General features: G+C 70.7%; 6 protein-coding genes and 1 pseudogene. 1 reads left to right on the top strand and 6 read right to left on the bottom strand.

The genetic code is table 11. The annotated features are described in order from the left end of the window. Positions 1-519: 519 nt before the first annotated feature. A pseudogene (locus PV721_RS38070) lies at positions 520-975 on the bottom strand (transposase family protein); the annotation flags it as partial. Positions 976-1,229: 254 nt separating this feature from the next. Between PV721_RS38070 and PV721_RS38065 the strand changes: the two are divergent. After that, entirely contained in the window at positions 1,230-1,781 is a 552-nt protein-coding gene (locus PV721_RS38065) for an N-acetyltransferase (protein WP_319732623.1), read from the top strand. On the opposite strand, the gene PV721_RS38060 is transcribed toward PV721_RS38065, so the two are convergent. The 5 genes from PV721_RS38060 to PV721_RS38040 are packed head-to-tail and all read right to left on the bottom strand — an operon-like array spanning position 1,778 to position 8,350. Beyond that, positions 1,778-3,358 carry a type VI secretion protein gene (locus PV721_RS38060; RefSeq protein ID WP_319732621.1) on the bottom strand — a complete coding sequence of 527 codons (1,581 nt, stop codon included), beginning with the start codon at positions 3,356-3,358 and terminating at the stop codon, positions 1,778-1,780. The two genes, PV721_RS38065 and PV721_RS38060, sit on opposite strands and share 4 nt — an antisense overlap. 2 nt (positions 3,359-3,360) lie before the next feature. Further along, a complete protein-coding gene (locus tag PV721_RS38055; protein ID WP_319732619.1) occupies positions 3,361-4,782 on the bottom strand; it encodes an ATP-binding protein in 1,422 nt (473 codons plus the stop codon). Positions 4,783-4,801: 19 nt separating this feature from the next. Beyond that, positions 4,802-6,364, bottom strand: a complete 1,563-nt coding sequence (locus tag PV721_RS38050; protein WP_319732617.1) for an SCO6880 family protein — start codon at positions 6,362-6,364, stop codon at positions 4,802-4,804. Further along, a complete protein-coding gene (locus tag PV721_RS38045) occupies positions 6,361-7,683 on the bottom strand; it encodes a hypothetical protein (protein WP_319732615.1) in 1,323 nt (440 codons plus the stop codon). The genes PV721_RS38050 and PV721_RS38045 overlap by 4 nt, the downstream gene beginning before the upstream one ends. Then, a complete protein-coding gene (locus PV721_RS38040; protein ID WP_319732611.1) occupies positions 7,673-8,350 on the bottom strand; it encodes a hypothetical protein in 678 nt (225 codons plus the stop codon). The genes PV721_RS38045 and PV721_RS38040 overlap by 11 nt, the downstream gene beginning before the upstream one ends. Positions 8,351-8,400: the final 50 nt, after the last annotated feature.

The following is an 8,400-nucleotide window of genomic DNA, read 5'->3' as shown; positions in this document are numbered from 1 at the left end:
TGCAGGGGGGACCCTGTGGGAGAGTAGGACGCCGCCGAACAATCATTGCGGAAGCCCCGCACCAAACCTTCGGGTTCGGTGCGGGGCTTTTCTGCGTTTCAGGCGTACGGATCGGGATGTACGGGCTTTGCGGAATCGAGTAGGCCGCCTACCGTTCGGCTGTGAGTAGCTCTTTTCAGACGATCGTTGACCTGGACGCGACCGCCGAGGACGCCGTCGCGCACGGGGAGCGGGTGGCGGCGTGGCTGGTGGGCGAGGGCATCGTGGGGCTGCCGGATTACGGTCCTGGGCCGTGGTGGGAGCAGGCGACCGGGTTCCAGGAGGCGAGCGGGGAGCGATGGGCTGACCGTTGTCACTGGGCGGACGGTGTTCTTCTCGCCCCAGCACGGCGGGCCGCCGGTCTGTCCGTCCTGCGCGGTGGCATTCGGGGATGGGCACCGCGAGGCGTTCTCGCCGGCCATGGACGAATGGTGGAACACCGGCCGGGCCGAATTGCCGTGTCCGGCGGGCGGACGGGGCCTTCGTGCGGGCGAAGGCGTGCTCGACACGGGCGCGGACCTGGCGGTGGGACGTGTTGTGCTCTTCCTTCCAGGCAAGCAGTTCGCTCTGCCCGCGCTCACGGCGGTGCGCGATGACCAGGCCGGTGCCCCGGTAGCCGACGTCAGCGATCACGGTGGTGCGGCCGACGGCGTCCTTGGCTCCGGACAGTGCCCACGCCTTGCAGTCGTTGCGGTTGCCGGGCAACGGCCGGCCGACCACGACGACAAGCCGGGTCGCGCCAGTACGCCGTGACCAGCAGCACCCGATCCTCCAGCGGCAGGCTCCACGGCCGGCCCCTGCGGACCGCGTCAGCTCCTGCATGCCGCAACTGTGTCACCAACGTGCCGAAACGGCGGGGCTCAACCCGGTGAACGGGACTATCCAGGACGGCTGCGACGCCGTGATCACACCAGCGAAGGGGGTCGACGTCTCCACGATCAGGCATCAGTCCGAACCGCTCGTGATGTGCATGCCACACGTCCGGCGGGCCGGACGGAGCCTCATTCAGGACGCACACCGGCCCCGTGCAACGGGCACTCGCTCGCCCTCATCGACTTCCACCCAACGACCGTACCGTCAGGAGGAGCCCCAGCTCACGCCCTGATACGGGACAAGCCTTAGGGCTCTGACGTGCGGATTTCCGAGTGAAGTCTGACTGGTGGGTGGTTAGGATCACCGACATGAGCGACATCCAGCATGTGATACGTCCGGTGCGCGACGACGAGTGGGAGAAGGTCAAGGAGCTGCGGATCGCCTCGCTCCACGATCCTGCCGCCTCCATCGCCTTCCTCGACACCGCCGAGCTCGCCGAGGCCCGGCCCGACAGTTTCTGGCAGGAGCGGACGGCCGGCGCCGCTTCCGGGCGGGCCGTACGGCAGTTCGTGGCCGTCGGGCCCGACGGGGTGTGGAACGGGTCCGTGACCGTGCTCGTCGAGGAGCTCGGCACCACCGACTTCCTCGACCGGGAGATCGAGACGACCCAGGGGCACGTCGTCGGCGTCTTCGTGCGTGAAGGCCAGCGTGGCACCGGGCTCGCCGAGGAGCTGTTCCGGGCCGGACTGGAGTGGGCCTGGTCGTTGGAGGGGCCTGCGCTGGAGCGCGTACGGCTCTACGTCCACGAGCGCAACGAGCGGGCGCAGGCCTTCTATCGGCGCATCGGGTTCCAGGACAGCGGTGTGCGCGTGCCGCTGGAGAGCGACCCGTCCGCCCTGGAGCTGGAGTTCGCGGTTCCGAGGCCTTAGGGCAGGTCCGCGTCGGGCCAGCGGGAGCGGGCCTGTTCGCGGCTGCGGCACAGGGCGAGGAGAGGGAGGGGCTCCTGGGCCAGGAGTTCCGGGAGCTGGGGGATCGGGGCCACGGCGGCCACGTCGTCCAGGACCAGGGACAGTGGTGGGTCGAGCCGACCGTGGGATGACCTTGCGGCCATGCGGCGGCCGTGCTCGACCACGTGAGAGGCGAGTGCGGTCAGCAGGGGCATTGCACCCGGGTGGGTGCGGGGATCCTCCAGCGGTTCACCCACCAAGTAGAGGGTGCCCCCTTCGGCCACGAACGATGCCAGGGTGAGCGCATCTGTTCGGTTCGGATTGCAGGCCTCGCGGATGTGGATCGAGGTCAGGCAGGACAGGGCCCGGGCCGTCAGGTTCTGGGCCAGTTCCCGGCGTTCGGGGTGGGCGGTGAGGGCGCTCTCCAGCTCGCCGGCCGCCCCCGGGGCGGCCTGGGGGTGGGTGCGCAGGATGCGGACCGGGTCCTGGGCGCTGTTGCCCTGGGTCCAGCGGTGGAGCTGCTTGAACGGGCGGTCCTCGAGGGCGACGGCCTGGAGCCAGCTGCGCAGGAGCGTTTCCGCCGTGTCGGCGACCGCGGCGTCCATACGGGCCTGCGGGCGTACGGGGGCCAGCAGGGCGATCGCGCGGGCTGCGGCGGTGTCGCGGTCGGCGCAGCCCTCGGCGGGGTTCCAGTGCATGCGGGCCGGGGTGTCGCACAGGTGCGAGGGGTCGTAGAGGAGGACCGGGCCGAGTTTGGCGCGGGCGTCCTTGGTCTCGGCCCAGAGGGTGGGGGAGGAGGTGACGACGAGCGCCGCTCCTTCCGCTTCGCCGATCGCGTGTGCGGCTGCGCGGAAGCGGTCGTTCGGGCCGCCGTACGCGAGGCCGCTCCGAGGGGCTCCCGTGGCCGTCGCCGTGGGGGACGGGGCCGGCGTCGCCGGTGGGGCGTAGCCGAAGCCGTAGCGGTAGGCCTCGTCCGCCGGGGCGGTGACTGCTGGTGCGGCTGCTGGTGCGGGCGATCCGCTGGGGGCGCTGCCCCCAGCGGATCGCCCGGCCTCGAACTCCGCCGGGCTCCGTCCGGGGGTACCCCCAGGTGCGGCTGGGGCGGGGGCGGCCACGGGGATGGCCGTGGCCGGGTTGCCTTGGGGGCTGTGAGTGGCCGCCGGGGTCGGTGTGGTCTCGGTGACGTGTCTGGCCAGGGCGCGGCGGGACTTGGTGCGGGCGATCACCCCGATGGTGAAGACGGTGAGCACGAACATCACCAGGAGCTGGCTGACGAACAGGCCCCAGAACAGGCCCCAGCCCGAGAGGGCCGCCGGGTCGGTGTCCGGCCAGGCGGCGGCGATGTCGTGCGGCTCCGTTATCAGCGCGCGCACGGCCTCCGGGGTCCGGGTGAAGGTGACCGTGTCGGGCCAGGAGCCCTTGGCGAAGACGGCGGCCAGGCCGGTGGCCGTCCAGACGAGGACGGCCAGGCCGAGGAGGAAGGCCAGGAGGCCGACCAGCAGGCCGTCCGGGATGCCCCCGCCGCGCGCGGGGGACTCCGTACGTCGTGCGTCGTGCATGGTCAGGCCACCGTGGTCGCGGAACCCGGGCCGCCGTTGCCGCGGCTGCGTTCGATGGACAGGGCGCGTTCCTCCGCTTCGAGTTCGGCGGCCAGCATGTCTTCGGAGAGGAGGGTGGGCGCGGAGGATTCGGTCATGGCGCGGTCCGTGAAGACGAGGGGGCGTTCGGCTTCGGTGATCAGGTGTTTGACCACCTGGACGTTGCCGTTGACGTCCCAGACGGCGATGCCGGGGGTGAGGGTGGGGATGATTTCGACCGCCCAGCGAGGGAGGCCGAGAACGCGGCCGGTGGCGCGGGCCTCGTCCGCCTTCTGGGCGTAGATGGTTCTGGTCGAGGCCATCTTGAGGATCGCCGCGGCCTCGCGGGCGGCCGCGCCGTCGACGACGTCGGAGAGGTGGTGGACGACGGCGACGAAGGACAGGCCGAGGCGGCGGCCGAACTTCAGCAGGCGCTGGAACAGCTGGGCCACGAAGGGGCTGTTGATGATGTGCCAGGCCTCTTCGACGAGGAAGATGCGCTTCTTGCGGTCGGGCCGGATCCAGGTGTGCTCCAGCCAGACGCCGACGATCGCCATGAGGATCGGCATCGCGATGGAGTTGCGGTCGATGTGGGAGAGGTCGAAGACGATCAGCGGCGCGTCGAGGTCGATGCCGACGGTGGTGGGACCGTCGAACATGCCGCGCAGGTCGCCGTCGACGAGACGGTCGATGACCAGGGCCACGTCGAGGCCCCAGGCCCGGACATCGTCTATGTCGACGTTCATCGCGAGGGCGGATTCGGCCTCGGGGTGGCGCAGCTGCTCGACGATGTCGGTGAGGACAGGCTGGCGGTCGCGGATGGTGTCGACGACGTAGGCGTGGGCGACCTTGAGGGCGAAGCCGGCGCGCTCGTCGAGGCCGTGGCCCATGGCCACTTCGATGATGGTCCGGAGCAGCGCGAGCTGCCCGGTCGTCGTGATGGCCGGGTCGAGGGGGTTGAGGCGGATGCCGTCGTCGTTGGCGGCGATCGGATCCAGGCGGATGGGGGTTATTCCCAGCTGCTGGGCGATCAGGTTCCACTCGCCGACGCCGTCCTCGCCCTGGGCGTCGAGGACGACGACCTGGCGGTCCTTGAAGCGGAGCTGGCGCAGGACGTACGTCTTCTCCAGGGCGGACTTGCCGTTGCCGGATTCGCCGAGGACCAGCCAGTGGGGGGCCGGGAGCTGCTGCCCGTAGAGCTGGAAGGGGTCGTAGATGTAGCCCTTGCCGCTGTAGACCTCGCGGCCGATGATGACGCCGGAGTCGCCGAGTCCGGGGGCGGCGGTGGGCAGGTAGACGGCCTGCGCCTGCCCGGTGGAGGTGCGTACGGGCAGGCGCGTGGTTTCGACTTTGCCGAAGAGGAAGCTGGTGAAGGCGTCCGTCAGGGCGGACATGGGATCTCGCATGGGCGGCACTTCCCTCCAGCTAGCGTCGGATGCCGGTGGCGAACGGCAAGGTGTTGACGAAGGCGCGGTGGTGCTCGCGGTCGCACCATTCCAGCTTCAGGTAGGACTTGCCGGCGGAGGCGCGGATCGTGCGCTTGTCGCGGGCGAGGGCTTCGGGCGAACGCGAGGACACCGTGATGTACCCGACCAGGTTGACTCCGGCCGCACCACTCGCGAGATCTTCACCCCTCTGGTCGAGTCGGCCGTGGGCGGCGATGTCGCGGGGGTCGACGGTGCGGTTCATCTTGGCGGCGCGGGAGGCGTCGGCCTCGTCGTTGGTCTTCTCGGTCAGCATCCGCTCGATGGCCACCTCGGTGGGCTCCAGGTCCATGGTGACGGCGACGGTGCGGATGACGTCGGGGGTGTGGACGAGGAGGGGGGCGAGAAAGTTGACGCCCACGGGCGTCATCGGCCACTCCTTGACCCAGGCGGTGGCGTGGCACCAGGGCGCGCGGGTGGAGGACTCGCGGGTCTTGGCCTGGAGGAAGGTGGGCTCGACGGCGTCGAGTTCGGCGGGCCAGGCGTTGCGCTTGGTCATGGCCTGGATGTGGTCGATGGGGTGGTCCGGGTCGTACATGGAGTGCACGAGGGAGGAGAGGCGGCCCTGGCCCAGCGGCTGGCGGACGCGGATGTCGGCTTCGGCGAGGCGGGCGCAGATGTCGGTGAGCTCGCGGGCCATGACGATGGCGAGGCCGGCGTCGCGGTCGAGCTTGCGGCCCTTGTGGGGGGTGGCGGCGCGGGCGATGGTGTGGGCCTCGGCGGCGAGTTCGCGCGTGTAGTGCATGCAGGCGACGAGGTACGCGCGGTGCTGCTCGGAGGAGGTGGACACCATCGACTGGAGCTGGTCGTAGGACTCGCGCAGCCAGCCGGGGGCCTGGGTGTCGCCGCGCTGGGCCACGTCCTTGGCGTGCGCGTCGGGGTCGGCGGGCAGGGTGCGGGCGAGCATCTGGAGGCGGGTGACGAAGCCGTCGCCGTTGGCCACGTGCTTGAGGAGGGTGCCGAAGCGGTCGACGAGGGCCTCCTGGTCCTCGCTGTCGCGCAGGCCGACGCCGGGGCCCTCGATCTCGATGGCGGCGGTGACGGTGCGGCGATCCGCGTGGAGGAGGACGGCGATCTCGTCGGGGCCGAAGGGGGCGGCGAGCCAGCTGATCCGGCCGATGCCGGGGGGCGGGCCGACCTCGACCTCGCGGCCGTCGACGGCGCGGACGCCGGCTTCCATGGCGCCGGAGCGGTAGGTGGTGCCGCGGCGCAGGGTGCGCTTGTAGCTGCGGCTGATCTCGAACCAGCGGTAGAAGGTGCGGCCCTTGTAGGGGACGTACACGGCGGCGAGCGCGAGCATGGGGAAGCCGGCGAGGCTGACGATGCGCAGGGTGAGGTTGGGGACGAGCAGTCCGCTCATCATGCCGAAGAACGCCCCGGCGATGATCAGGGCGATCTCGCCGGTCTCGCGGTTCTTGCCGACGATCGCGTTCGGCCGGGCCCGGCCGATGAGATACGTGCGGCGGGGCGCGACCGGGTGCAGCTGGTGGGACTGGGTCGTCAACGCCCGTCACCTCCTGTGTTCCTCGTACTCGAACTCGTGCGGGGTGCGGGTGCGGCGGAGGGGACAGATCCGCCGCCGGCTCCGCCGCCGGAGGTGGGGCGGCTGCTGTGGGCGGCCACGCCTCCGGAGAGGGGGTTGGCGGGGCGGGGGGCGTTGGTGCCGCCTCCGCCGTCGCCTCCGCGGTGGGCGCCGCGGCTGCTGTGCGTCTTGATGCCCTGCGAGACGAGGGAGGCCGGGGAGCTGATGACGGCTGCGGCCTGGGCGCCGTCGGTGGCCTTGCTGCGGTTGGAGCGGGCGGAGGCGATCTCGTCGCCGAAGCCGGGTACGAAGCGGTAGATCATCGCGGAGGCGAAGATCGCCAGGAGGATGATGGCGAGGCCGGTGACGACGGCGGAGAAGGCGTTCGGGCCCTTTTCGCCGGTCAGGGCTCCGGCGAGGCCGAGGACGATGACGATGACCGGCTTCACGAGGATGACGGCGATCATGATGCCGGCCCAGCGGCGGACGTGGCCCCAGAGGTTGCGGTCGACGAGGCCGGAGTAGACGACGACGCCGAGGAGGGCGCCGACGTAGAGGAGGGCGGCCCGGATGAAGAGCTCCAGGTAGAGCACGCCGGCGGCGAGGACGGTGACGAGTGCGACGACGATCAGCATGATCGGGCCGCCGCCGATGTCGTCGCCCTTCTTGAGGGCCTCGGAGAAGGAGCCGAAGAAGACGTCGGTCTGGCCGCCGGTGGCGGAGGCGATGACCTCGGTGACGCCGTCGGTGGCGGAGACGACGGTGTAGAGGACGAGGGGGGTGAAGGCGGAGGCGAGGACCGTGAGCCAGAGGAAGCCGATGGCTTCGGACATGGCGGTGGTGAGGGGGACGCCGCGGACGGCTCGCTTGGCGACGGCGAAGAGCCAGAGGACGAGGGTGAGGATGGTGGAGGCGGCGAAGACGACGGAGTACTGCTTGAGGAAGGCGGGGTTGGTGAAGTCGACTTCGGCCGAGCCGTTGACCGCTTCGCTGAGCTTGGTGACGATCCAGGAGGCGGCGTCTGCGCAGCCTCGGGCGAGGGCGGCGAGGGGGTTGAGGGCGTCTCCGCCGTCGCTGGGTGCCAGCCCTGTCCTCGGGGTGCCCCCGGATGTGCCCGTGCCGCTCTGGCAGTACTGCTTGGAGGGGCCGTCGAGCAGGGCGCAGGGATCGTTGCTGGCCTGGGGAGTGGGAGTGGGAGTGGGAGTGGGGGCGGCGTAGGCGTGGGTCGAGAGGGCCACGACGGCCAGGTGGGCGGAGGCGATCACGCCCAGCCGGGCGGGGAGCCGGAGGCTAGCGGGCATACGTGAATCCTCCGAATTCCTTGATGGCCTTGCTCATGTCGTCGGACGTCGACACGGGGACATCACCGGGAACCGGGGCGGGCCCGTCCTGCTGGGTGTCGTCGACGACCTTCCAGTCCTCGCCGACCCAGCTGAGTTCAAAGGTCCAGGTCTTCCAGAGGGTGCGGACCGGGTCCGTCGACTTGGCGCCGGACATGCCGATCATCCCCGTGTACCAGACGGAGACCTTCGCGCCGGCCGCGCTGTAGCTCTCGACGCGGGTGCCGATGGGGACGGTGCGGGTGACGAACACGCTGCCCTGTGGGGGGTTGCCGTTCGCGTCCAGGCCGAGTCTGGCGAGGAACTCGGCCGAGTACGCCTCGTCCTGTGGGCCCTTCATCCGGGCAGCCACGTCCGGTGCGTAGATCCCGTCGACGAGGGCGTGCCGGGTGTTTTTCTTGAACATGCCGTCGGAGCCGAGTGCCACCGCGTAGTTGGCGGCAGCCGACTGGGCGCCCTGTTCGTCGTGGGCGAAGCCTCTGGGGATGCCCGAGGCCTTGCCGGTGACCGGGGTCGTGCCCGTGGCCGTCGTGGAGGAGGCGGCCGGGTTGTTGTCCGCCGGCTTGTCCTCGGGAGTGTCGGGGGCCTGGTTCGCGAACGCGATGGCGGCGATCAGGAGGACCACCACGCCGACCACTTATACACATCTCCAACCCCCCCAAAAAGGAAAAAAAACGC

This window comes from Streptomyces sp. MB09-01 (assembly GCF_033794505.1).
In the GTDB taxonomy this organism is placed as follows: domain Bacteria; phylum Actinomycetota; class Actinomycetes; order Streptomycetales; family Streptomycetaceae; genus Streptomyces.
The sequence above is the reverse complement of the archived record's forward strand: the minus strand, read 5'-3'. Positions and strand labels throughout refer to the sequence as shown.